The sequence below is a fragment of the Moorena sp. SIO3E8 genome (genome assembly GCF_010692445.1).
Classification (GTDB): Bacteria; Cyanobacteriota; Cyanobacteriia; order Cyanobacteriales; family Coleofasciculaceae; genus Moorena; species Moorena bouillonii.
Genome location: NZ_JAAHHM010000067.1, coordinates 1 through 22,635 on the forward strand (window position 1 = coordinate 1; position 22,635 = coordinate 22,635).

20 protein-coding genes are annotated in these 22,635 nt (G+C 43.5%); 5 read left to right on the plus strand and 15 right to left on the minus strand.

The window, feature by feature from the left end:
- Nucleotides 1-390: 390 nt before the first annotated feature.
- On the minus strand, nt 391-1,833 hold the full coding sequence (locus tag F6K46_RS24000; protein WP_293067630.1) for a HAMP domain-containing sensor histidine kinase: 1,443 nt from the start codon (nt 1,831-1,833) through the stop codon (nt 391-393).
- Between the two features lie 1,157 nt (nt 1,834-2,990).
- Between F6K46_RS24000 and F6K46_RS24005 the strand changes: the two genes are divergently transcribed.
- The gene (locus F6K46_RS24005; protein WP_293067627.1) at nt 2,991-5,036 is read left to right on the plus strand and encodes a M48 family metallopeptidase; all 2,046 of its coding nucleotides are present in this window, start codon (nt 2,991-2,993) and stop codon (nt 5,034-5,036) included.
- 281 nt (nt 5,037-5,317) lie between these two features.
- On the opposite strand, the gene F6K46_RS24010 is transcribed toward F6K46_RS24005, so the two are convergent.
- Together F6K46_RS24010 and F6K46_RS24015 are read right to left on the minus strand one after the other, a co-directional pair.
- Complete coding sequence (locus F6K46_RS24010; protein ID WP_293067624.1) at nt 5,318-6,712, minus strand: sugar porter family MFS transporter; 1,395 nt, start codon at nt 6,710-6,712, stop codon at nt 5,318-5,320.
- Nucleotides 6,713-6,753: 41 nt separating this feature from the next.
- Nucleotides 6,754-6,885 carry a hypothetical protein gene (locus F6K46_RS24015; protein WP_293043815.1) on the minus strand — a complete coding sequence of 44 codons (132 nt, stop codon included), beginning with the start codon at nt 6,883-6,885 and terminating at the stop codon, nt 6,754-6,756.
- Nucleotides 6,886-7,195: 310 nt separating this feature from the next.
- Here F6K46_RS24015 and F6K46_RS24020 point away from each other — a divergent pair, with 310 nt between their 5' ends.
- Nucleotides 7,196-7,516 carry an NfeD family protein gene (locus F6K46_RS24020; protein ID WP_293043813.1) on the plus strand — a complete coding sequence of 107 codons (321 nt, stop codon included), beginning with the start codon at nt 7,196-7,198 and terminating at the stop codon, nt 7,514-7,516.
- 72 nt (nt 7,517-7,588) lie between these two features.
- On the opposite strand, the gene F6K46_RS24025 is transcribed toward F6K46_RS24020, so the two are convergent.
- A complete protein-coding gene (locus F6K46_RS24025; protein ID WP_293071740.1) occupies nt 7,589-7,780 on the minus strand; it encodes a hypothetical protein in 192 nt (63 codons plus the stop codon).
- Between the two features lie 174 nt (nt 7,781-7,954).
- On the opposite strand from F6K46_RS24025, the gene F6K46_RS24030 reads away from it, so the two are divergent.
- Entirely contained in the window at nt 7,955-8,407 is a 453-nt protein-coding gene (locus F6K46_RS24030; protein WP_293042487.1) for a helix-turn-helix domain-containing protein, read from the plus strand.
- Between the two features lie 110 nt (nt 8,408-8,517).
- On the opposite strand, the gene F6K46_RS24035 is transcribed toward F6K46_RS24030, so the two are convergent.
- Nucleotides 8,518-9,693 (minus strand): pyridoxal phosphate-dependent aminotransferase, encoded by a 1,176-nt coding sequence (locus tag F6K46_RS24035; RefSeq protein WP_293062788.1) that lies wholly within the window; start codon nt 9,691-9,693, stop codon nt 8,518-8,520.
- Nucleotides 9,694-10,326: 633 nt separating this feature from the next.
- On the opposite strand from F6K46_RS24035, the gene F6K46_RS24040 reads away from it, so the two are divergent.
- On the plus strand, nt 10,327-10,737 hold the full coding sequence (locus F6K46_RS24040; RefSeq protein WP_293062790.1) for a J domain-containing protein: 411 nt from the start codon (nt 10,327-10,329) through the stop codon (nt 10,735-10,737).
- A gap of 37 nt (nt 10,738-10,774) precedes the next feature.
- Here the strand turns inward: F6K46_RS24040 and F6K46_RS24045 are convergent, their stop codons facing one another.
- The 3 genes from F6K46_RS24045 to F6K46_RS24055 all read right to left on the minus strand — a co-directional run bounded on the left by F6K46_RS24045 (nt 10,775) and on the right by F6K46_RS24055 (nt 13,030).
- Entirely contained in the window at nt 10,775-11,095 is a 321-nt protein-coding gene (locus tag F6K46_RS24045; RefSeq protein WP_293062792.1) for a hypothetical protein, read from the minus strand.
- Between the two features lie 127 nt (nt 11,096-11,222).
- Entirely contained in the window at nt 11,223-11,519 is a 297-nt protein-coding gene (locus tag F6K46_RS24050) for an acylphosphatase (RefSeq protein ID WP_293062794.1), read from the minus strand.
- A 161-nt stretch (nt 11,520-11,680) separates the two neighbouring features.
- Nucleotides 11,681-13,030 carry a histidine phosphatase family protein gene (locus tag F6K46_RS24055; RefSeq protein WP_293062796.1) on the minus strand — a complete coding sequence of 450 codons (1,350 nt, stop codon included), beginning with the start codon at nt 13,028-13,030 and terminating at the stop codon, nt 11,681-11,683.
- 230 nt (nt 13,031-13,260) lie between these two features.
- On the opposite strand from F6K46_RS24055, the gene F6K46_RS24060 reads away from it, so the two are divergent.
- Complete coding sequence (locus F6K46_RS24060) at nt 13,261-14,871, plus strand: CPBP family glutamic-type intramembrane protease (RefSeq protein WP_293062813.1); 1,611 nt, start codon at nt 13,261-13,263, stop codon at nt 14,869-14,871.
- A 13-nt stretch (nt 14,872-14,884) separates the two neighbouring features.
- Here F6K46_RS24060 and F6K46_RS24065 read toward each other — a convergent pair whose 3' ends face one another.
- The 7 genes from F6K46_RS24065 to F6K46_RS24095 form a co-directional block, all read right to left on the minus strand.
- On the minus strand, nt 14,885-15,019 hold the full coding sequence (locus F6K46_RS24065) for a hypothetical protein (protein WP_293062816.1): 135 nt from the start codon (nt 15,017-15,019) through the stop codon (nt 14,885-14,887).
- 54 nt (nt 15,020-15,073) lie between these two features.
- Complete coding sequence (locus F6K46_RS24070) at nt 15,074-16,387, minus strand: N-acetylmuramoyl-L-alanine amidase (protein WP_293062818.1); 1,314 nt, start codon at nt 16,385-16,387, stop codon at nt 15,074-15,076.
- Nucleotides 16,388-16,634: 247 nt separating this feature from the next.
- Nucleotides 16,635-17,741, minus strand: a complete 1,107-nt coding sequence (locus F6K46_RS24075; protein WP_143727804.1) for a peptidoglycan-binding protein — start codon at nt 17,739-17,741, stop codon at nt 16,635-16,637.
- 610 nt (nt 17,742-18,351) lie between these two features.
- Complete coding sequence (locus tag F6K46_RS24080; RefSeq protein ID WP_293062820.1) at nt 18,352-19,653, minus strand: TauD/TfdA family dioxygenase; 1,302 nt, start codon at nt 19,651-19,653, stop codon at nt 18,352-18,354.
- 48 nt (nt 19,654-19,701) lie between these two features.
- Nucleotides 19,702-21,021 (minus strand): TauD/TfdA family dioxygenase, encoded by a 1,320-nt coding sequence (locus F6K46_RS24085; protein WP_293062822.1) that lies wholly within the window; start codon nt 21,019-21,021, stop codon nt 19,702-19,704.
- Nucleotides 21,022-21,068: 47 nt separating this feature from the next.
- Nucleotides 21,069-21,554: an aspartate 1-decarboxylase gene (gene panD / locus F6K46_RS24090; RefSeq protein WP_293062824.1), complete on the minus strand. Its 486-nt coding sequence runs from the start codon at nt 21,552-21,554 to the stop codon at nt 21,069-21,071.
- Nucleotides 21,555-22,016: 462 nt separating this feature from the next.
- The gene (locus tag F6K46_RS24095; RefSeq protein ID WP_293022401.1) at nt 22,017-22,622 is read right to left on the minus strand and encodes an ureidoglycolate lyase; all 606 of its coding nucleotides are present in this window, start codon (nt 22,620-22,622) and stop codon (nt 22,017-22,019) included.
- Between the last annotated feature and the right edge of the window lie 13 nt (nt 22,623-22,635).

The following is a 22,635-nucleotide window of genomic DNA, read 5'->3' on the forward strand; positions in this document are numbered from 1 at the left end:
AAGTTTGAGGACAACTTTGATCAGGTCATGGACTTCTTCATATAGCTCAAGCCACATATCCAAAGCACTTTGCGGGACTTGAACACTAAATACATCAGCTTTGTGCATGTCATAACTTGCAGTGTACAGTCAAATTAATGGTCAAGTTAGAGTAATTTTAGAACTGGATTAAGATGCGATTACCCTGGGTAGGGTGGGCAAATACATGTCATCATGGGCAAGGCAATAGGCAAGAGGTAAGGGTGCAAAAGTTGATACAATATCCTAACTTTAATGCGTAATGCTATATCATCTGGTACAGCTAAAAATCCCTAAAATAGCAACATCTCCAGCAAAACTCTACCGATAAGAAAATAGCTATACTAAATTCCTGATGCCGGGTAGTATTTCCTAGCACTGTAAGGGTAAACAAACCGTAAATATACTGCCTTGGTTTAACTGCGATCGCACTTTCACACTCCCCCCCATCCCCTCGACCAAAGTCCTGACAATAGATAGTCCCAAACCCGCGCCACCAGTAGAACGAGTTCTAGTTTCATCGACCCGATAGAAGCGGTCAAAAATACGGGCTTGTTGTTTTAAAGGAATACCGATACCACGATCACAGACCTCAATTCTGCCACGGCCATCCACCTGAGTTAACTTAACCGTGACTGGTTTATCGACACTAGAGTATTTGACGGCATTATCAATCAAATTCAGTAGAACTTGTTTGAGGCGATTGATATCTGCTTTGACCCAAATCCCAGTTTTATTTCTCTCAACTTTAATAACTCGCTTCGTATATTGTCTTGCCATCTCAGCCACCTCTTGGACCAAGTCATCTAGGACAAAGGTTTCTAGATTGAAGTGTATATGACCACTATCCGCTCGTGCTAAATCCAGTAAATCCTGCAACATTTGCACAGTGCGGTCAGCTTCTGAAGACGCAATTTCTAGGGCTTCGCGCTGAGGTGGAGTCAAATTAGCACCGCGACGTAAGGTACTTTGGACGTAGCCAGAGACTAAGGTTAAAGGAGTACGCAATTCATGGGATACATTGCTAACAAATTGCCGTTGATTTTCTAAGGCATCATTCAGACGCACGAGCATTTCGTCAAAGGTTTGTGCCAATTCTCTTACTTCAGTGGGAGCATTATCGAGCTGTATTTGCACATCTCCCAAATCATCAGCAGAAATACTCTCAGTTAGCTGACTCATCATCTGTAGTGGTTGGAGCGATCGCTTAATATAGAATGCGATCGCAATACACATTCCTCCAATAGCCAGTGCTGTAGCAATCCCCAGACTCCGGATCAGCTGCAAAAACATCCGTTGATCACTAGTAATGTCTTGGGCAATGTAAAACTTACCAAGATTGGATTGCTTCACTTCCAAAGTAGTGCCGCAAACCACCCAGTAGCTGCCATTTACTTCCAAGACTTCCGGCATGGGCGGTATCTGTGGCAAATACTTTGGAGACGTCAGCGTTTCAATGACCTCTTGCGCTTCAGATTGAGCAACAATACCATTGTTGGGATGCTTTACCCAGAGTAGGGTATTACTATTGCTGAGTTTATCAATTGCTTTTTGCATTCCAGTTTCCATGGTAACCATATCGCTATAGATTTCCACATCCTGGGGGAAGCGCTCTGCAATATAACTAATACTCTGTTTGTGAGTGGAAACCAGAATATCCTGCATTTTCCAGCTGGTCCAAATTGCCAAACTCCCCATACCTAAGGCTGAAACAGCGGCAATTCCTAAGGTTAGTCTTACCCGTAGGGAACGTAAATCTAGATAATGGTAGGAGTTATTCAAGAATTTTTCCAGCAAACGGCTGGGGAACTTCATCAGTCTTTGTAGGATTATTTATATTAATATTACTAATTATCACTTTGACAGAACAACCTGAGAAATTACTGATAGACTAGTTAAAATCAGATAACTAATATCTGCTTTGGGAGGATGGGGATTGTCAAGCTATACCAAAGGGAACAGGGAACAGCGGATCTGGGAACAGGGAGTAGGGAGTAGGGAAAAGGGAAAAGGGAACAAAAATTCTCGCAATTCTTTTAGGGTTATTGGTATAGGGAAATTGGGATTTGGTAACTAAAATAACAATCGAGCGATAACTACTGGACTAGAAACACTACCAATAACACTACCGATAAGGGTGCATCTGATATTTAAAAAAAAGGGTGGGAGTGTGGGAAGTGTGTTTTTTTATTATAATTTTTGCCTAATTTCATGCCTAGAGATGCACCTAGCAATAACACTACCGATAACACATCCAAAATAATTGAATACGATCTGATTGAGGAGACCAGTCTAAGGTTAGTAACAGTAAATGTATTCTATATGCCAAGTAAAAAGCCACCATGTTGAACTGGATTTATTTAACTCCCTATCGGAATTTATTTCATTTGATTAACATAGCCCAATTATGAGTATCGGTAATCAGTAAAATAACGTATATTTAAACTATCTACCAATGGTAATCTATTTGTGAACAAGAGGTGCGCTTGACCCGTAATTTAATTCTTAATGGGTCAAGCGTACCTAAATATGTCGGTAAGCATTCAGCTATCAGCGGTCAGCGGTCAGCAGTCAGTTGATTTTATTCAAAAGCACCTCAACGTGGCACAGGCTTCGACGCTGTGACGCCCATAAGCTGAACGCGCACCCGTGCGCGTAGCCCTAATCGCTGTTCGCTGATAACTGACGGCTGAATGCTTACTTCGATGACCTGATCTAAGCTTGAGTATATAGCACTACCCATTAAAGTTAGGACATTGATACAAGCTGAAAACCTTGTGTAGTAAACTTTTGCCTCTTGCCTCTTGCCTCTTGCCTTGGGCGTAGCGCGCTTATTAGACCTCTAGCAAAAGTCCAAAACACGTCTCCGATAATCCTTCCGAGACCGGATATCCGCAGTTTTCTACTGCTGTAAGAAGTCTAGTGTCTAGTTTTATGAATATCCCGTTCTAGTCATTACCGGCAATTTAATTATGAAACGTTTTGGAAATTTACTGTTAATTTTGTCAGGAATCCTAATGGCGGGTGAACCCTCAACTGCCTTACCTGAGTCTCCCAAAACCGGGAAATCGGAACCGATCCAACACAGAAGTGAACCTCTAACTGTCTCACATTTAGGGGCTACTGAGGTTTCTGACATGTCAGAGTATACTGAAGTTCCAAGGTCAGGGGATATATCTGAGACTGAAGCACCGACTACCGATGCCTCTACCGAAACTTCCGATACTGGTATACCTATACCTATAAATCCTATAGATATAGAAGTGCCTTTACCGGATAATTCCACTGAAGACACTAAGCAGCAAGATACCTTAGTAGATAGGGAGCTTCCAGAAACAGACACTTCTACGACAACTGTACCTACAATAGACTCAGATACCAAAGATACAGCAACTTCGGATACAGAAACTCCAGATAAAGAGGCTTCGGATACAGAAACTCCAGATACAGAAACTGCGGATACAGAAACTGCGGATACAGAGGTAGAGAAAGAAGAAACCACAACTGCTGAAGACGCTAACGAAAAGGACCTGGAAGCAGAAGCTGAAGAACTCAGCCCAGAAGAACTGGCAAAACAGCAGAAACTGATTGAAGCCGATAGACTTTATCTAACTGGAGATATAATTGGTGCTGAACAACTATATCGTGAAGCAAAGAATCCTTTTGATAATCCAGAACCAGTTCAAAAACTACCCGAGGCAATTTACGACACCGCTCAACTCTCTCCTGCTGGTGGAGTGTACTGGCGTAATTATGAGTCAGGGTTAGAAAAGAATTTAGAAAGTAAAATTCTGATTCCCCTCAAGTTTTTAGTAGAGCGGCAACCAGAATTTATTCCCGGTCATATACGCTACGCTCAAGCTCTAAAAGATTATGAGCGACTTGATGAAGCCTTAGTAGTTTTAACGCAAGCTAAAAATCTATATCCCAATGAGCCGGAATTAATCAAGGTAACCATGGCAATGCTAGCAGACTCAGAAAATTGGTTTGAAGCATCTCTGGTAGCTCGTGAATTTGCCCTGTTTAATACTGATAATCCTCAATCGGAAGAGTTTCTTCAGCTGGCTGATCAGCATCTAGACCGCCACATTTCCCATCTGCGGAATGAAATTACCGGTAATACAATAATGAATGTGATCACTGGAACATTAGGTTATGTTTTTACTGGTAATCTCTTTGGTCCCCTATCAGCAATAGAGTCAACTGTATTAATGCTCCAGGGAGAATCAGGCATTGGCAAAAGAATTGCTAAGCAAGCACAAAAGCAATTACCGATGCTAGAAGACGAAGAAGTGCTGGAGTATGTGCGGGAAATGGGAAATGAACTTACCAAGGTAACAGGTCGCGATGAGTTTAACTACGAGTTTTATGTAGTTATGGATGACCAACTCAATGCTTTTGCTCTACCAGGAGGTAAAATATTTATCAACGCTGGGGCTATCCTAAAAACCAAGTCCGAAGCAGAATTAGCTGGTTTACTGGCTCATGAACTATCCCATGCTGTGTTATCCCACGGTTTCCAGTTAGTCACTCAAGGTAACTTGACTGCTAACATTGCCCAATTTATCCCCTATGGTGGCACTGCTGCTAATTTAATTGTACTTAACTATAGCCGGAATATGGAACGTCAGGCTGATGATTTAGGAACTAAAATTCTTGCGGCTAGTGGTTATGCAGCAGATGGATTGCGCAATTTGATGATTACCCTGCATGATCAAGGTGGACCAAAACCATTATTTCCTTGGCTTTCAACCCACCCAGAAACTAAAGAACGGATTAATAATTTGGAAGCTACAATCGACAATAATGGTTATAACCGTTATACCTATGAAGGTGTAGAAAAGCACCTAGAGATTCAGAAGCGAGTTGCTCAACTCCTGAAAGAATATGAGGAAAAACAGAAGGAAGAAGAGGAGGGCAAACAGGACGGAAAACAAGAAGATGAGCAGGAGCAAACACAAGATAAAGAACAGGAGCTAAAACAAGAAGATGACCAGGAGCAACAACAGGAGGAGTAATATTGATAGTATTCAGCTATCAGCGGTCAGCTATCAGCGGTCAGCTTTGTGGCACAGGCTTCCAGCCTGTGACTTCACTGAGATTAAACCAATGCTTACCTGTTTTATTGTAAGCATTCAGTGGTCAGCCGTGAACATTGGCCTTTGAGCCACGCTACGCGAATGGCTCACGCTACTTCAGGTGCCGTCAGAATAAAAGAAACCTAAGCAGCTTAATTAGCGTGCTCATAGCTCATAAGCTGATAACTGATAGCTGATAGCTGATAGCTGAATACTTAAGATCACATTGCTTCAAGTTCCTTACCTTTGGTTTCCCGAACTGCCAAAACAACTAAGAAAAAGGAGATAGCAGCAGCAACGGTATAAAGACCATAAGCAGTACCTAAACCAAATCTAGTCAGGAGAATGGGGAAGGTCATGGTAATGAAAAAATTGGCCAGCCATTGAGTAGAAGCACCAACAGACAGAGCAGACCCTCGAATCTGGTTGTTGAACATTTCCCCTAGCATCACCCAGACCACTGGTCCCCAGGAAAAGCCAAAGCAGAATACATAGAGGTTAGCAGCTAAGAGGGCGACAATCCCTTGAGAGTGAGTCAGAATCAATTCACCAGCGCTATCAAAGTGGGCAAAAGTGAAAATAAATGCCATTATCCCCAAAGTCAAGGTCATCCCAATAGACCCGAGGAGCAGAAGGGGTTTGCGTCCAAATTTGTCGATGTATGCGATCGCTAAAAGGGTAGTAATAAGATTAATAGCGCCAGTAATAACATTAATTAGCAGGGAATCCCCTTCTGAAAACCCTACCTCTTGCCATAACACATTACCATAGTAGAATACTACATTAATTCCCACAAACTGTTGAAATAGAGATAGTCCCATGCCTACCCAGACAATGGGAAGGAGCATACCATTTTTACCAATCAGATCAGACAGTTTAGGCTTGCGCTCCTTGAGAAGTGTTTGCTGAATTTCCAAGACCTTGGCTTGGACATCACCACTCTCAATCTTGGCGAAAACAGCAGCAGCTTTTGTCAATCGGCCAATAGAGACCAAAAAGCGGGGAGATTCAGGAATCAACCAAGCCCCGACCCAATAAACAGTTGCTGGAATAAGCTCCATCCAGAACATCCAGCGCCAAGCCGGTATAGAAAACCAAAGTGGTGCTTCTGCTGAACCGGTAGCCATACTAATCAAGTAGTTGCTGACAAAAGCAATAAAAATACCAATAACAATGGCCAATTGCTGCAGAGAACCTAACCTTCCCCGCAGGTGAGCTGGAGAAACCTCTGCGATGTAAGCTGGACTAATTACACTAGCGGCACCCACAGCAATGCCACCCACCAGTCGATAGACTATAAAATCCCAGATACTGATTGCTATACCAGAGCCAATGGCACTGATAGTAAATAAAGCAGCAGTGATCAGCATCACCTTTTTGCGGCCATACCAATCTGCCATCTGTCCAGCGTAAAACGCCCCAACTGCAGAACCTAGCAGCATCGAAGATACTGAAAATCCCGTCCCGACGCTAGTGGAGTTAAAGGCTTTTTGCAGTGCTGTAATCGTGCCATTGATCACTGCACTGTCGAAACCGAATAAAAAACCACCAATGGCAGCTACTGCGGAAATCAGAATTACAAAAGATATATGGTATTGTTGTTGGTCATTTATCATTGATAGCAGTTCTCAATGGGGTGAGGTACTTTCGTCTTGGGTTAATGGGAGTAGGGAGTAGGGAGTAGCGCTGCATCACTTTTCAATTTTCTATATTCATACCAAGTTGCGGTCAAAGGTACAACAATCTCATCCGCCCATCTCCCCATCTCCCCATCTCCCCATCTCCCCATCTCCCTATCCAACCAATTTAATCTGTTTGAATGCAACTCGGTATCATCCATACCTGGAAGCTTTTTGCCCTAATTCTTTAGGTGGACAAGTTGCCAGTTAAGCAACTGTCTATGGAAAGAACGACCTATCACCAATGGCATAGCAGGGTTCAATAGTAGACAGAGCGAGGATTAAAGCCGAATCTTGCTAAGACCTTAACTACCAAGGAATTGTGTACAGGTTTAAATAGTGGCATGGGATACCTCACCAGGCTTTAAAGAAGGAAAGTAGAGTTTAAAGGTAAGGTAAAGCTGAGGGAGCTTGCAGCAAATGGAATCAACTAAAAACCCCACCATGGAAGAAATGAACCTATTCTCAGAGCCTGGCACTGGCAAGGTAGAAAAGACAATTACCCCTCATAAGCCAGGACGAGTCAAGTTTAAAGCAACTTACTGGCCAGCAGAAGTATGCTCTGATTTTCAAGTCACCCTTGAACCTGAAGACCCAGTTACAGTTGTTGGTCGGCGGGGCATTACCCTGATTGTGGTACCAGTCGGTTATATTTTTCCCGATGATTCTCAAGAATCGAGCCAAAACCTAGCCAGAGGAATTGTCTCACGCTTGTTTAGTTGGACTCAACGATTGCCTTGAGTGTTTACAGTATTTTCACATTAAGCCAAAGCCCAATACCACCCTAGGGTCAGTATTGGGCTTCTGGGTTTACTAGACCTTTGGCACTAATAGCAAAGGGAACAGCGGATCACCGGAGTAGGGAGTAGGGAGTAGGGAGTAGGGAGTAGGGAGTAGGGAGTAGGGAGTAGGGAGTAGGGAGTAGGGAGTAGGGAGTAGGGAGTAGGGAGTAGGGAGTAGGGAGTAGGGAGTAGGGAGTAGGGAGTAGAAAAGAAAAATTATCACAATTCCTACACGCATCCCTAACGATCACTTTCTGAGGGACTTAGGCAATAACTCTACCGTTAAAGTGAGTTATTAATAATCACCCTACTTTATAGGTGAGTTTACTAGACGTTTGACACTAAGGGCGCTTTGAAATTATAATAGTGTTATAGGTATAGTTTTTCAAATCCAGAAATGAACAAGTGCGTTTGTACTACTGAAGCAGCATCTCTGTTAGGTATTTCTCCTCGCCGATTGCGCCAACTCCTAGAGAAGGGTCGGGTCCGGGGTGCCTATAAAAGCGGGAAATTCTGGATTATTCCCCTGTTCAACAATCTGCCTCAAATCATTAAAGGCACTAGAGGACCAAAAGGAAAATGGCGTACCAGTCGTACTCCGGCTCTAGCAAAGATTAATGTCAACCGCAATCATATTGGCTCGAATATCAACAAAAGTCCTCAAGAGCGCAAGCCAGTGATTTCAGTAAAACGAAGTGGCAACAATGTATACGGCAACCAGGTAGAAATCCTCGGTCCGTGTCGGATTGTATATCAGCCAGACACTCCACTGGCTTGTGGCGCTCGTCTGTGGATTGAAACCTTTAGTGATGTTCAGTTCATTGGTGGTAGTTTTCCTGCTCGTGGTTGAAAGCTAAGTTGCTAGTTATCGACAGCAGAAAACAGAGATCAAAGTTTGTCGAGAATGGCAACAACTGATCACAAAATTGTGATCACAGAACTATGGCAAGCTTCGGGATTTTATCCGTGGCCATTGAATTGATGCAAAAACTTTTCCAATCGATCCATCCCCTTCTCAATGGAAGCCATATCCGTAGCATAGGACAGACGGATACAATCATCAGCACCAAAGGCAATACCAGGAATTGCAGCAACTTGCTCGGAACTGAGCAAGCGATCGCAAAATTCCAAAGAGGTTAAACCAGTTTGACTAATGTTAGGGAATAAGTAGAAAGCAGCGTCTGGCTTCAGACAAGTCAGTCCAGGCATGGCCGTCAGGCGCTCTAACATGACCTGTCGCCGTTGGGCAAAGGCTTGGCGCATCTGTTCTACACAGTCAAGGGAACCTTCCAAAGCTGCGATCGCACCATACTGAGCAAAGGTACAAACATTAGAGGTGCTATGACTTTGAATCGTGGTCATTGCTTTAATTAGCTCTAGTGGACCGGCTATATAACCGATACGCCAGCCGGTCATGGCAAAAGCTTTAGCAAACCCATTACTAATGATAGTGCGCTTGAATATTTCTGAGCCTACTGCCCCAATACTAAGGTGTTGAGCCCCATCGTAGCGAATTTTCTCGTAAATTTCGTCAGAAACCACCAGAATATCTTGCTCTACCACTACCTCCGCCAAGGCTTTTAGTTCTGCGGGAGTATAAACCATACCGGTGGGATTAGACGGAGAGTTGAGAATAAATAATTTAGTTTGGGGTGTAATGGATGAACGGAGCTGAGCCGGTGTAATTTTGTACCCTTGAGTGGCATCTGTAGGAACAATCACAGGTTTGCCACCAGCCAGCTTTACCATTTCTGGATAGGAAAGCCAGTAGGGAGCAGGAATAATCACCTCATCTCCCACTTCAATCAGAGCCAGCATCAAGTTGAATAGGGATTGCTTACCGCCGTTGGTGACAATAACGTTGTGTGTATCGTAATCCAGGTTATTCTCATGGCGCAGTTTATTTGCGATCGCAACTCTTAGCTTCGGTTCCCCAGCAGCTGGACCATACTTAGTCTTTCCTTCATCCAGGGCTTGCTTACTGGCTGCTTTAATATGAGCGGGAGTGTCAAAATCCGGTTCTCCGGCGCTAAAACTACAAACATCAATCCCATCTGCCTTCATGGCTTTGGCTTTAGCAGCAATGGCTAAAGTTAAGGAAGGGGTAACTTGACCAACTCTTGATGCCAGCTTCATGCTCAAAAATAATAACTGAGGAATTGTTAATCCGATTGCCTTTACAATCTTATCATTTTCTCATACTAGCTAGCCATTCAGAATTAATTTTAGATTTTTTTTAGCTTTTTTTAATATTTATTTTATCTTTCAGCCTTGTGCCTTTGTTACCTAATCAGGGCTAATCAATGCTGTAGAGGTTTGCTGTCAAACCATGAACTTACGTTAACTAAAGACTAGAAACTATATATTTCTTAAATTGATGTGTTTTTTTGCTGCAATTTACTGCCAATTAATTCAGACTTAAATTTATTGTTTACTTGACTAAGTAGCAGAAAAAACGCATCTAAATTCTAGAAGCCTTACTGAAATAAGATTACAAAAATAATAAGCAAAATTACTTATCTTATGACTCTTAGATCGAGTAGGTATTTCAAAATAAGATGCCTTTATCCTGAACTAAGTAAGTAGCTATAAAAGTAAAAGTTTGTCAGTGCTGAGTGTTAAAGTCCTGAGTTTTTTCCAGCACTTTGGTAGTGAGGAACTGACTCAAGGGCTTTCATCACAGCGCGAAATTTGCCCCAACAAGTTTGTTTGGGCTTCTTTGTGTCTACTAATTGATTTTCCTGTCACTGTCGGAAGAGGATATTGTAAATGTTAGAGGTAGAGAAATACTACAGAATCCTGGAGCTGGAGCCTGGAGCTTCACAGGAGGAGATTCACCAGGGCTACCTCGATTTGACCTGGGTATGGCATCCTGACCGTTTTTCTGGTAATCCCCGGCTACAACAGAAAGCTCACTCCAAGCTACAACAAATCAATGAAGCTCATGCCCAATTGCGCTCTTTACAAAAAACTCTCAGTTGGAAAAATAGACACCCCAAGCCTAAAGCCCAAAACCAATCACCATTAAAAAACAAATATCGTCAGTCAGGCTTATATAAAAGGGAAGTTGATCCTGTGACCACCGAAGCTAGTGAAAGTAGCACTAGCAGTAAGAGTCAGAGAAATCCAAAGTCTAGGCGTGTCTATCCCAGCCAGAAAATCGATGATTGGTTAGATTAACTGACTGGTAATTACTTGTGATAACTTGATCGCTGCTTTAATTACTTAACGTTTCTATATCCTGTCGGTAGGCAATTAAGGCGTGACGATTCCGGTATTCGGCAATAGCACGCAGAATTGCATCAGACACTTCCCGGGATACGATCGTCTTAATTTCAACATTGGTGTTGTAGCCCGGAATATCTCCTAGGCGTCTGCCGTGACCACCTTCTCCCCTTACATCACTAACAGTATAACCAGTAGCCCCTTGGCTTTTGATTAGCTTGACAAGGCTTTCTCGAATTACTGATTCACCAATGATGGTGACTAAGACAGCATTATTGATGGGAGCATCTTCTGTAGACATAGGAAATTCCATAATCCTGACATCTACTAGTCTAGAATCTTCTAGTTTAGACTAGTAGATGTTAATTTTTAGTTATCAATGGGATTGACCTACGGTCACGCTACGCGAACCCATTGACAAGTAAGCTCAACTATACCGATTAGTGCGTAATTTCAAATCCCTGCAAACCTTCTGGTGTCTCATTATTAACCACCACATTGTCAACCACAGCATTTAACGGTCCGCTATGACACCAACGCACCATAGCTTCCACTGCTGCGGTGTTCCCTTCAAACACTGCTTCCACACGCTTATCAAGAAGATTTCTGACCCAGCCGTTCACCCCTAGATGCTTAGCTTGAAGCATTGTGGAGTAGCGATAACCAACTCCTTGAACTCTTCCGGAAATGAAAACATGGGTGCGGATTTGCTTGTGTGGTGTTGATGAGTTTTGCATTTAGCAGTTTGCTGTTGACTACACCAATTAATGTTGAAGGTTGTTCGCCCTAAGCATCCTTTGTCGGGGAGGTTGAGTGTAACACGCTTTGCTTAGGGTCAACCTTCAACCAACCTTCAACATAGTTACCCCAAAGCATGGAAATTGATCGTATTGTTTAGCTACAGCGCACCAGCGGCTGTTTTATCCAATACACCTCCAGATAGGTGTGTGGTGATATTCATCGCTTGCAATACTGGGGCTTTGTCTAAGCCTTGGGGATAATCAATTACGCTGACAGCCCCATTTCCCTGCTTGATATTCCAAATTAATGCTGGACTCAAGCCAAGAATGTCACAAAGTACTACTTTATTGATAGCATCATGAGCCACCACTAAGCCAGTCTGAAATCCTGAACCAGATGCCGTAGCTGATTTAACTATCCCATTCCAGGATGGCACTACTCTTTCCAAAACATCCTGTAGGTTCTCTCCTTCTGGCATTTGTACCGTTTCTGGGGCAACTTTCCACTGATGCAGCAATTCACCATACTCTTGGGCTATCTCTGATTCTAATTTACCCTCCCATAAGCCATGACTGATTTCCCGGAGTCCATCATCAAGTTGCAAATTGACATTGGGGTGAGACTGGAGAATAATTTCAGCAGTTTCCTTGGGACGCAGCATGGGGCTACTGACTGCAAAATCAATGGGGATATCTTTTAGAAACTCACCCGCAAGCTGTCCTTGTTTACGACCATTGTCATTTAAAGGTACATCAATCTGTCCCTGAAAGCGAGAGGCACGATTCCAATCGGTTTCACCGTGGCGCACCAACAACAGACGCAACCCTTGGTCAATATCTCCCCTTTTTGGCAATTTTTCCCCCAAGTGGGAGGTTTGATTGAGGGATTCTAATTGTACGGTTTCTCCCCAGCCACCAGTGAAATTTAGCACATTGATGGCACAATTGGATTGCCTGATACTATGGTAACGAGCAGGAGTTACCCCAATGGCACTGCTAATTAAGCAGCGATTGATACCATTATGGGCTACGATTAAAATCGTACCTCCTTCATAGAGGGGGATAACCTCTTGCCAAAACTGCTCTGCTTGTTTGTATAGTTCAAGCACAGGAAAATATTCTTTTGACCCGACCGCTGTGGGAATCACCATGGAAAATTCATGGGGGCGTTCTTTCCAGCGCTTGTAATCTTCTGGGAATTTTTCCAAAACTTCGTTCTTTGGCAGATTTTCCCAAAGGGGTAAATCGATTTCTATCAGCTGATCTGATAGCTGTAACTGGGGAGCGTTTGGCAAATTGGATAGGATAGTCTCTGCAGTTTGCTTTGCCCGTTGTAAAGGGGAGCAGTAGATAGCATCAAAGCTGAGGCTACTGAGGGCAGTACCGACTTTTTGGGCATCAGCACGACCTTTGTCGGTCAAGACTGACTGATCACTGCGTCCTTGAATGATCTTCTGAATGTTGTAAGTACTTTGACCGTGACGGACAATAACGACGCGGGTAGCCAATCTCTTATTCCTCCATGAGCAGGTATGTGGTTCAGCCGGGTCAGCTAGGGTGACAAATGTATACTGGGTCTACTGAGATGATTCCGAATCATCAAGGTCATTGTAACCTAGCTAGATCATCCCTAAACTGGCAGTGTAAAGTTGGTGACTAGTTATTGGTTAGTAGTCCATTGAGCAGCAAAAAATAACTAGTAACTAATGAGCAAAATGCTTGTGTGTTGGGGGGTTCGATGACTATAAAACGGTTGGTTTTAATTGTACTGACGATTTTTGCGATCGCTAGAATTGGGCTTTCTCTGGTAGAAAGCTGGGGTCAGCCCCAGATTCAAACTAATCTGGAACTTCGCCAAACCAATCTAGTACTCCATGGCTGGGAGTGGAAAAATACAAACCCTGATTCTGCTGCATCTGAGCAGTCTAATCAGGAGTCTAAGGTAGATTGGACTGTGGCTCGAAATGCTTTGATTGGTGCTGAGCCGTTTCAATCTGCTCAAAAACAGTATGAAACAGCCCGTCAATTGGCTCAGACCAATCAGTCAAAGGTCCTGACCAAACTCCAAAAATTTTCCATAGGGAAGGTAACCACACCGAACGATAGGGGGCAATCACAATCACCAGTCACTCCCCTGACCCAAAACGCCTATGCCTCGGAGCAGCAGCAATTGCAAGAGTCATTGTCTGACATCGAACAGCTGATTGCTCGGCTGGATTTGCGTATTGGCATTCTCCAAGCTCAACAAGGAAAAACCGATGCTGCTATTGAAACCTGGGATAAACAGACATACTCTAATGGCTCATTAGAAACTGCTGGGGTATTAATGGGTCTATGGAGTGATCCACCCCTGGTAATACCAGATGCTGAGCAAAAAATTGAACAAAAGTTAGATAATTGGTTCCGCTATCGGGCGTTGAGTCAGCTGTATCAAGTGCAGCAGCGCCAAAGTGACCTATTGTTACTCCAAACCCAAGAACAAGAAACGGCTGAACAAGCAATTGTCAAATTATTCGTTATCGCTGTCATCCCAGGATTTAACACCCTATTGGGTTTAGTAATCTTAGTGTGCTTGGTTGGTCAGTTGTTGTTTCAAGGTAAGCAATCCCTTCTAGCCACCAATCATAATCTCCCATGGAAAACAGCTTGGGATGGGGAAATTATTTGGCAAGTGCTGATTTTTGGTTTTTTCGCTATCGGTCAACTGCTGTTACCGGTTTTAATTGGTTTGTCACTGGGGATTGTTGGAATTAACCCAGCCAATTTTACGGTACAGATGAGTGCTTTCTATGTGTTGCTAACTTACCTAATCATGGCATTTGGGGGCTTGTTAGTGATGTATCTTTCCATTAAGCCCTTTTTGCCCCTGCCAGAGGATTGGTTTAGCTTCAAGTGGCGCAGCAACTGGATTGTCTGGGGAGTCGGTGGCTATTTGATAGCACTCCCCTTGGTGATTGTGGTATCTCTGATTAACCAACAGTTATGGCAAGGAAACGGCGGTAGTAACCCACTGTTGCCCCTAGCTTTGGAGGGACAGGACAGCATAGCTTTGATCATATTCTTTCTGACAGCAGCTGTGGCAGCACCATTGTTTGAGGAGATAATCTTTCGAGGGTTCTTGTTGCCCTCTTTGACTCGTTATCTACCAGTTTGGGGAGCGATCGCATTAAGTAGTCTGATTTTTGCGATCGCTCATTTGAGTCTCTCAGAAGTCCTACCCCTAGCCACATTGGGAATTGTCTTGGGATTCGTTTACACGCGATCGCGTAATCTCCTAGCTCCCATGCTGCTCCATAGTCTCTGGAATAGTGGTACGCTTCTGAGTTTGTTTGTTTTAGGGAGTAGTTAAGAATTACAGCGGTTTACAATTGGGTGAGGTACAAATTCCTGGCTTTTAGGGAACAGGGAACAGGCAACAGGGAACAGGGAACAGGTAAGAGGTAAAAAATCCTGTGTACCTGATAGTTATGAAAAACGCTGTAAGTATGAACTGTCAAGTATCAAGTGTTAAGTATTAAGTGTGAAGTATGACGTGTGACATTCTTCATCCTTCAAAAAACACCATAAAGCTGTTTAATAAATACCATAATCTGATTCCCGTACTCCAAATCTGGATTCCAACGTCTGCCTAAGTCATAAACTGAAGGAGCAACACCTCTGGGCACATATTCAAAACGAGGGTCTACTATCGGGGTCTCGTTAATCATATCAGTACTGGCATATGCCTTCAGGTGCTGAATGTGAGCTTTAACTCCTGTTTTCGGGTCAGGAAACGTAGCACCAGCAGCACTAGCCTCAACGGTACCCAATCCACAGAAGTTATTCTGCTCAGGTTTGACCTTACCTCCAAAGCGTAAATAATCGGTTTCCAGACACATCTGACAGAAAGCAACATCGTGGTTCACTCCCTCATTTTCCGCTTCTTCTATGTAAAGTCTGGGTAAGTCAGGAAATTGTTTTAAACCGTCTTCATTGTTTTTCTCAAGAAAGCTTTTCAATTGGCTTTCAGTGGCATTTCCCATCCCCATAATTTGATCACCATCTTCGAGTAAGGTGCGGGGAAGTGAATTTAAAATAACAGTTTTTGTCTGATTTTCCCAGGATGCAGCTATATTAAACTCCTGTAAGTCTACCGCTTTGACATAGACAACATTTCCATAACTGATTTGGCGAATATTTTCTCGATCAGTTAGACTAATCCCGAGCATTTCCACTAAATCAACGGGGATAAAGGCATTGCTATTAATTAAAATCCCTTTTTCGTCATACTTCTGTTGTTTAATAAAGATATTGATAGTAGGAAACTCAGGAGTTTTTGGAGTCTGACCGCTCCATTTAATTAATCCTTGAGCAATCCCTTTGGCAAATTTTTCCCGCTGATTTTGCAGTAACTCTAGGTCTTGAGGATTGTCGAGAAAACACAACTGCATCAGTACGGAAGAGACTGCTACCTGACGACAAAAGGATAAGCCGCGCCGATTGGGAGAGTGGATATCCGCTTGAATGCCACGACTGGGAAGTTCAGGAATTTCTTGGAGTAAGGCATTCAGTAAGAGCTGAGCATCCAGCTGCCTTTCATCGTTACCATAGATGTAAAAGGCTTGAGCCCCTCGCAGGGAACCGTTAAAGGCATTACCATGGATTTCCAAGGCTACGTCACCAGGCACAGCATTGGCATTGATCCATCGAATTGTGTCTCGACGACTGAGAGAGTCAGGAACAACTATACAATCTACTCCCCGTAATTCCAGCTCTTTAACAATTTCATTACGGGTAAGTATCATTTCCCGAGACTCTGTTGTGCCTAAAGCCACTACTCCCGGGTCTTTGAGGTCATGACCAGCGGAAATTATAATACGTGCCATGGGTGGGTTTCTTCTCCTTAGTTTACCGTTTTTTGGTCGGAAAATAATTCGGTAGATTGCTTTAAAAAATCGTGCTAATAGCTTACGCATTTCGCATTTAAATTGTCAGTTACGGAGAAATAATAAATGAAACCATCAATGATGATTTAGGAATGATGAATACCTCGGGAACTTCTGAATGAATGAATGAATGATAGATTGTTTCGCCATTGACCATTACCATTCGGTTAGGGTCAATGGTGTTCAATTAAAGTCCCATTTTGGCACGGGTTGCTGGGCCGACAATTCCATCTACATCTAAACCGTTTTGTTGTTGGAACTGCTTTACAACTGCCTCGCTACCTCGTCCATAGACACCATCCACATCCAGACTATAGCCTGCTTTGGCCAAGGCTTGTTGAATAGCACGTACGTCTTCTCCCTTCATGTAAGGTTGGCTTAGGCGCAGTACCCGAAATTGTATTGACTTCTCAGATTCTTTCTTGGAGGGTACCGAGATCGAAAACCCTTCTGAAAAACTATTGTTTAGTCGTCTCTCGGTTGATGGTCCGTAGGAACCATCTTCGGAAATCCGGTCATTGATATTATAGCGGTTCCAAACTCGCTGGAATGCCCGCACTGCTAGGGCGCGAATGTCTCGGGTACCTCTGCCTACGTAGTCGAAATGAACTGGGTCCCCCCAACCGAGCCATCGCCAGCCGTACTTCTGGAGGTAAGGTCGCCACCTCAGGTAATCTGAAATATCAATGGCTAGACCACTTTGGTGATTACTGCGAGACGGACGGGCAGCAATGGGAATACCGCAACGGCGATTTCTGTAGTGGTTATATAGTATTAATTGCTGCGCAATGGTCCGATAGGCTGAATTAATTACCATGGGAACGCCCCGGTCTTGAATAGCACGTTCGAGGGCTCTTTTGGCAGCGGGTTGGAGCATAGCCCAGACAGCAGGACCTAGTTGCACATCTAAATCATCAAAGCTGATTAGTACATTCGGGATAAGTCGGTTCATTTCATCAATAATCTGCTTGTCTAGCCCCCGAACCACTTCTGTAGAGCAGGAGGTAACATTCCTGACCTTGATGGATATTTTCTTAGGGAACAACTGCTTGTCATCATCCCAAACCTCCACATGGGGTTCGTAGACGTACCAGGTATTCTTGCCATTAAATTCATCTTTGGTCAAAGCAATCCGCAGGTAAGACTTCTCTTCTTTGAGGTCTACCCAGCTGTGCAGCTCTAGTTCCCTGCCTTTTTTGACCCAAACTTTATCCTCTTCATTTTCGATCTTCTGGCTGGGTACGGGTTGCTGTTTTAGGAAGGTATCATGTACGATTTTCAAAGATAAGACCATCAGTTTCCCTCATAGATGAAATGGTGGCAGTAGTCGTGATTGGTGAGTCGTGATTGGTGAGTCGTGATTGGTATTTGTTAGTTCAAGTACACTCCTGCCTAGGAGGAGTGATTAGGACGTTTCAAGCTAGCTGTTGTTAGCCCTACCAAGCTCAAGACTCTTCCACTATATATTCATATTCAATACTAGAGCCTGGGATTACGGCCAAATCTTTGACAAAATTGGGCAGAATCCTCCGCTTATAACAGTTAGAGTCAAGAGGATATTAATGTCCTTGGTTAGTTCGACAGGAAACAGCTAATGACTGGGTTACCATGCCCAATCCCTGTTAATGCAATCAGCATCTCACCCTTAAGTCATATTATGTCTGCTTTAACAATTCCTCGGAAAGGTATAGTAAAATCAGAGGGTAAAAATTTTTTTTGCTTGTGCCAGTTTAATAACTGGCATATTAGTTAGTAACAAATTACTAATTTGTGATATTCAGCAACTATTATAATAGTTAGGGCGCACGTTTGTGCGCCCTAAAAATAGCGTTAATCTTCTGATGCAAGCGCTGTCTGTTGTTGAGAGCGCTTCGCTTCCCATCAATTAAGATTATTCGATGATCTCAAACATAGCGATCTGCGAGAATTTCCAAAGCACGGTCTGAGCATCCCATTAACCACAGGTTTGACATCCCAGTTTTCTCCCCTAGCAAAATTCGCCGTCTACAGCGGAAGGTTTCTTCCTCCAAGTAGGCTCCTAGCAAGCTTCGTTTCAGCAAAGGACTCCAGATACCGGTACGTCCATGGAGCACTCGCCAGTTGTCAACTACTAATACCTGTCCGGGAGTCAGTAGAAATTCGGCATTATAGTCAGGATCTTGTAACAGTTGGGAAAATCTTCGGTAGGCTGCCAATAGGTCTTGAATCTTATCGTAGGAAACCTCTAGGGGTATCCTGGTGTTGTGGTTATACCGAATCTGATACACTTCTCCATTTTCATCCAAGTTAATTAGATGATTACGCCGGTAAGCTTCCCATTCATATTTCCGGGGGCCGGAATCATTTTCCGATAGTTTCTCTTCCACAGAGAGTCGTCGGCGACCTGCTGGTATATATTCTGTGGTAAGTAGCTCAAAGAAGTAGGGGTTTTCGGTTTTGATTACCTCTGCTAATTTGAAACCATCAACGACAGTGGAATAGGCTTGTCTATCGTTATCCGGGTTGTCGTAGAGGGTACATTGCAGAAATTGGATTCCAGTGGGAATATCGTAGGCAGTAACGTCTGTATGATTTCTTAAACGCCCCAATTGATAAGAATGTTGGATAGCCTGAGCAACTGCGTTCTTTCTATCCATAGTAAATACATTGGTGGGATGATAACGTTGTCGTAAAGGCCCCACCCGTTCCACCAATGCCCGAAAGCTATGTTCGTCATTTGGAGCATTCTCAATTACTGCTACCCCTAGTTCGACGAGCTGATTTAGGTAGGACAATAAAACGTCGTCATCATTCATCACCTCATGATAATCAAAATAAGAGATAGATACTGATGCATCCCAAAGTTGAGGTTTTGATTTTTGTTTAAGGGCTGGGTCATCGTAACAATGAACTCGTAGCCAGGAAGGATCGAATACACTGTGATGCCCTGTTTCCTGACCACCCCAGACAATATCCAAATTACCTTCACGATCAATTGTCACCTCTTGAGGAGTTGGGTTTAGGGGCATTTTGAGGAGGTCATGTCCGCTATTGAGGCTTAAGGTATCTCGCTGAAAGCATTTAGGACAGCGACAGCTATCTAGGAGCCAGAGATGATGGTAAAAGCTTTGATGGCCATCTTTCCAAGTGATCTCTACACCATTGTCATGGGTTGCTATGGATTTGATGCAAAAAGCGGGTTTGAGTTGTCGAAGTAGCGTGGTCATTTTAATTTAAAGCTCCTATTTATCAAGCTCCTAATGTATTTGGTTTGTTTAAATTGTGGTGCGGTCTGCCAGAATTTCTAAAGCACGGTCTGAGCATCCCATTAACCAGATATCTGACATACCGCTTTTTTTGCCTAGTAACAGTCGCCGTCTGCTACGAAATGTTTCTGGTTTCATGTAGGCTCCCAGTAAAACTCGTCGCAGCTGAGGATTATGAATGGCGGTACGCCCGTGGAGTAATCGCCAGTTGTCGTTAACTAATACTTGTCCCGGAGCGATCAGAAATTCGGCGTTATATTCAGGAGCTTCAGCTAGTGCCGTAAATGCTTGGTAGGCTGCATATAAGTCTTGAATCTTATCAGGAGAAACCTCTAGTGGCACTCGGTCTTTTTCATGGTGACGAATCTGGTAGACTTCACCTGTTTCATCTAAATTAATTACATGCTGACGATGATAAGTTTCCCATTGGTACTTCTTGGTGCCAATTTCATGCTTAGATACCTTTTCTTCTACACCCAGGCGACGGCGACCTGTTGGCACATACTCTGTGGTCAGCAACTCGAAAAATTTTGGCTGTTGGGTTCTGAGAACTTCGGCAATTTTGAACCCATCCACTAGGGTAGAATATGCCTGTTTGTCATTGTCTGGGTTATCATATTGGATACATCCGAGAAATTGCAGTCTGGGAGGAACGTTGTAAGATACATGGTCTGTGTGATTATCTAAACGTTTCATATACTGATAGGCGTGGTGAATATTTCCTGCCAGTTTGTTTGCTGTATCCAACGTAAAGATATGGGTGGGATGATATCGTTCTTGGATCGGTCCAATCCGCTCTATCAGTGCCTGAAAACTTTCTCGATTCTTGGGGACGTTGTCAATGATGACTACTCCCAATTCCAGCATCTTGTCCAACCACAGCAACAGTGCCCAATCGTCTTTCATCACTTCGTGGTAATCAAAATGAGGGATGGACACTGATGAATCCCACAGTTGGGGTTTTCGTCGCTGTTTGAGGGCGGGGTCTGTTTGACAGTGAACTCGCAGCCAAGATGGATCGAATACACTGTGATGTCCAGGTTCTTGACCGCCCCAGACTATATCTAAATTGCCTTCACGATCGATCTTGACCGCTTCAGTGATGGGATTGAGTGGCATTTTCAGGGGGTCATGTCCTTCCCCTTCTGAGCTGTTAAGGCTCAATGTATCCCGCTGGAAGCATTCGGGACAGTGGCAAGCATCCCGCAGCCAGAGATTATGGTAAAAGCTGTGATGACCATCTTTCCAAGTGACTTGTACACCGTTGTTGGTCACTGCAACTGATTCGATCCGAAAAGCGGCTTTGAGTTGCCGAAGTAGGGTTGTCATGTTTCACCTTTATCCTTTGTCTTACTTGGTTTCCATTTATTTGAGAACTAGGCTTCAGCCCCCACCATTACCTTTGACTTAGACGTCAATTGTTTGCCGTTAGTGGTTTGATAGCCGTTGTATTCCAGTGTCTCTCCATTAGGGGTGAGTGTAGGGGTGAGAGTCTGGTAAAACACTTCCTGACAGCAGTTGTTTTCATCAGCAATCAGTACCCGCGCTTGGTGTCCGCTACTCAAAATTTCAGCGCGATCGCATTGCTCGTTTGCCCAGATAATCAAGGTATCTCCCTCTTTGCACAGTAGCGCTCCCCCTCCATTGGGACAAATTTTTCCTGAACCTGCTTCTCCTGGCAAAACATAGGTTGACCAGCGATTGCCATTGTCAATGTTGACAATTTCTACTTCTTCGAGGGGTAGGATCCCTACCTGTGCCAGCAAGTCGGAGTCAATCGTGACACTGCCCACATAGTGGCGGTTTGCCTCAGTCACACGCACTCGATGTAGCTTGGCGTGCATTAGTTTGATGGTCGCCATGATTTCTCCTCCATTGAGTTGAATGAATTAAAATTCAATTGACTTGAACGAGCCTATTTCTGGACTTAGCCATTGGCATTTTACGATCTCTATTTGAGATTGCTATACCATCGCTCCAACAATCACCAAAAACCTAAATCACTTCGGTTAATCAGTGATTTATGAGTCTCGAAATACGGATTTTTTCTCGTCTGCCATGATTACTAAATAGGCGATTTTTAGCAGCTATTCAGTAATAGAAGTTGACACATTTTTTGATACATCACTATTTTCATGAAAATACATCGATTTACCTTTCTCCCTCCCGCCCTATCCCTTTCTATCCATTGAAATAGCCAGTTTAACAGTTACTTAACTGGCGCTCTAGCTCCTTTAGAAGCGGCTATGGGAAATACTTGCACTTCAACTTATAGAAAATCATCTGTTTCTATCCATTCCGTGCTGTGTTTGCTATCTATATTCTCAGTCTTCTTCAGGTTTACGAAGGGGAATCTTTAGACAAGTATCTTGCTCCTTCAACAATAGACAATCTACGGTAGCATAGATACTGCCTTGTTTATTTTTATAGACTACTTCTCCAGACAGTGGTAAGGGAGCTGTGTGCCATACTCCAGGATGAATTGATATGCCGTAACTACCATCAGAGTAAAGCGCTACAAAATCTTCTGCTTTGACATTGTCCCCAGGAGGCGCTAATAAAAAGATGCTAGGTTCACCATTTTTAGGAATAAAAGCCTCTCCTGCATCTAGATGGGCGCTAAGCCAATGCACTAGCACATAGTTAGAGTTAGTTTCAGGATCAACTACAGCCTTTCCAGTTGCACCACCGCGAGCATTTTTATGGTCAGCGGAAAGCACCGTAGAACCACGCCAATATACTTTGAATTCGTCTTCAATAAATGTACCATAACCCCCCCTAGCAATAAGAGGTCGTTTCCCTGGGTTTGGCCATTTACACAACTCTATTTCAACATCTTCAAAATCCGTGAATACATTTCCTAATCCTTCAGCATTTTTTGAGTTTAGCTTTTTTAATGGAACGTCATAGTATTTGCATGGTGTAGCCATGATTTTCCCTTAA

Excerpts from the sequence above, each read along its gene's own strand:
- F6K46_RS24000 (WP_293067630.1), bottom strand. The coding sequence starts at position 1,833 with ATGAAGTTCCCCAGCCGTTTGCTGGAAAAATTCTTGAATAACTCCTAC.
- F6K46_RS24005 (WP_293067627.1), top strand. The coding sequence starts at position 2,991 with ATGAAACGTTTTGGAAATTTACTGTTAATTTTGTCAGGAATCCTAATG.
- F6K46_RS24010 (WP_293067624.1), bottom strand. The coding sequence starts at position 6,712 with ATGATAAATGACCAACAACAATACCATATATCTTTTGTAATTCTGATT.
- F6K46_RS24015 (WP_293043815.1), bottom strand. The coding sequence starts at position 6,885 with ATGGGGAGATGGGGAGATGGGGAGATGGGGAGATGGGCGGATGAGATT.
- F6K46_RS24020 (WP_293043813.1), top strand. The coding sequence starts at position 7,196 with ATGGAATCAACTAAAAACCCCACCATGGAAGAAATGAACCTATTCTCA.
- F6K46_RS24030 (WP_293042487.1), top strand. The coding sequence starts at position 7,955 with ATGAACAAGTGCGTTTGTACTACTGAAGCAGCATCTCTGTTAGGTATT.
- F6K46_RS24035 (WP_293062788.1), bottom strand. The coding sequence starts at position 9,693 with ATGAAGCTGGCATCAAGAGTTGGTCAAGTTACCCCTTCCTTAACTTTA.
- F6K46_RS24040 (WP_293062790.1), top strand. The coding sequence starts at position 10,327 with ATGTTAGAGGTAGAGAAATACTACAGAATCCTGGAGCTGGAGCCTGGA.
- F6K46_RS24045 (WP_293062792.1), bottom strand. The coding sequence starts at position 11,095 with ATGGAATTTCCTATGTCTACAGAAGATGCTCCCATCAATAATGCTGTC.
- F6K46_RS24050 (WP_293062794.1), bottom strand. The coding sequence starts at position 11,519 with ATGCAAAACTCATCAACACCACACAAGCAAATCCGCACCCATGTTTTC.
- F6K46_RS24060 (WP_293062813.1), top strand. The coding sequence starts at position 13,261 with ATGACTATAAAACGGTTGGTTTTAATTGTACTGACGATTTTTGCGATC.
- F6K46_RS24070 (WP_293062818.1), bottom strand. The coding sequence starts at position 16,387 with ATGGCACGTATTATAATTTCCGCTGGTCATGACCTCAAAGACCCGGGA.
- F6K46_RS24075 (WP_143727804.1), bottom strand. The coding sequence starts at position 17,741 with ATGGTCTTATCTTTGAAAATCGTACATGATACCTTCCTAAAACAGCAA.
- F6K46_RS24080 (WP_293062820.1), bottom strand. The coding sequence starts at position 19,653 with ATGACCACGCTACTTCGACAACTCAAACCCGCTTTTTGCATCAAATCC.
- F6K46_RS24085 (WP_293062822.1), bottom strand. The coding sequence starts at position 21,021 with ATGACAACCCTACTTCGGCAACTCAAAGCCGCTTTTCGGATCGAATCA.
- panD (WP_293062824.1), bottom strand. The coding sequence starts at position 21,554 with ATGGCGACCATCAAACTAATGCACGCCAAGCTACATCGAGTGCGTGTG.
- F6K46_RS24095 (WP_293022401.1), bottom strand. The coding sequence starts at position 22,622 with ATGGCTACACCATGCAAATACTATGACGTTCCATTAAAAAAGCTAAAC.